The organism is Milkweed yellows phytoplasma str. MW1 (assembly GCF_000309485.1).
GTDB lineage: Bacteria > Bacillota_I > Bacilli_A > Acholeplasmatales > Acholeplasmataceae > Phytoplasma.
The window spans coordinates 1-1,608 of record NZ_AKIL01000064.1; the positions used below are offsets into that span (position 1 = coordinate 1).

General features: G+C 26.7%; 1 protein-coding gene. It reads left to right on the top strand.

Annotated elements, in window-relative coordinates; all coding sequences use genetic code 11:
• Positions 1-1,608 (top strand): AAA family ATPase (locus tag RI76_RS01515; protein WP_017192381.1); only part of this gene is annotated, 1,608 nt, incomplete at both ends.

Consider the following 1,608-nt stretch of genomic DNA (forward strand, 5'->3'; position numbering starts at 1 on the left):
ACTTTAAACACCAATATTATCGAAAAAGAACAAACTTTAGCTGCCTCTTTTGACACCTTAAGCACAGAAGAAAAAACTAAATTACAAGAAGAAATTAATGTTTTAAAAAAGCAAAGAGATGAATATTTACAAAAAGGCAAAGCTTTAATTGTCCAAAGAAAAAATTTAGATCAAGAAGAACAAAAAATTATTAAAAATATGGATGATTTACAACAAAAAACCCAAAATATCTCCTCTTTAGCTTCTTTAACAGATAAGATAAACCTTCTCCAAGAAACTATTCAATATAATTATGCAAATAAAACTTTAATTAAAAAAATGTTAGCGCAAGCTAAAGATAATAAAGAAGAAATTGACCATCTAAAAAGTTATGATTTATTTTTAGACGAACAATTATTATCTTTTAGCCAACAAGTAAGACAATTAGAAAAAGAATTAAACGCTAAAAAAAACAATCAATTTTATCAAAAGGATAAAAAAATCATTACTTTTAAAGATGTTTTCGGGATGGAACGAGAAAAAGAAGCTTTAAAAGATTTGGTTTATTATTTTAAAAGCGATCAAAAATTAGTTAATTTTGATAAAGTAACTCCGCGTGGTTATTTGCTATATGGCCCACCAGGGACAGGAAAAAGTTATTTAATGAAAGCTCTTTGTGGTGAAGCAGGAGACGTTCATTTTATCGAAATTGAACCATCTAAATTTGATAAAACTTATGTTGGCGAAGGGAACGAAGAATTAGAGAAAATTTGGGCCGAAGCGGAACAGTATGATAAAACAATTATTTTTATCGATGAAATAAGTGGTTTAGCAAATAGAGAAGATAAAAACACTAGTCAAACCGCTAGTAATATTGTCAACAATTTATTAACCAAACTGGATGGTTTCAAAAAAAGCGATAAAAAAATCATTTTAATGGGTGCTACTAATCACTTAGAAAAAATAGATAGTGCTTTAAGAAGTCGTTTTTCGGAAGAAATAAAAATAGATTTAATTAAAGATGCAGAAATAGCTAAATTTTTAAAATTTTTAGTAAAACCTTTTCAAATCAGTTATCATACTTTTTTACATTTAGATGAAATAGCTAAAAGATGCGAAAATAAACATTATTCTAATCGTGATTTAACGGGGTTAATCGAAGGTGCTTATTATAAAAAAACTAATCGTTATAAATATGAAAATCCTTTAGAACATGAAGTAATGTTGCCTTCTGATTTAGATGAAGTCTTAGATAGTAAACAAAATATTGTTAAAAGTCAAGAGGAAATAACCCAAAGAAGAAAAGCTTGTGAAGAACAATATGCCACTTGGAAAAAAGGGTTGCAAAAATATTTACCTAAATCAAAAGATATGACTAAAGTGCAAGAAGTTTATACTTTTTATGGTTTAGAAGGATTAGGTTATTATCAAAAAATCCTTGATCAGTTTAAAAATAATCAACATCCCTTACAAAAAGCATTAAAAACTTTGTTAGACCAAAAAGATCAATTAAATTTTGAAATAACAAATTTAGAACCATATAAATCTTTTAATAAAACTTTAATCGAACAAAAAAATGACGCTATAGCTCTTTTAGACCAACAAATTAAAAATCTAAACAATGAGATT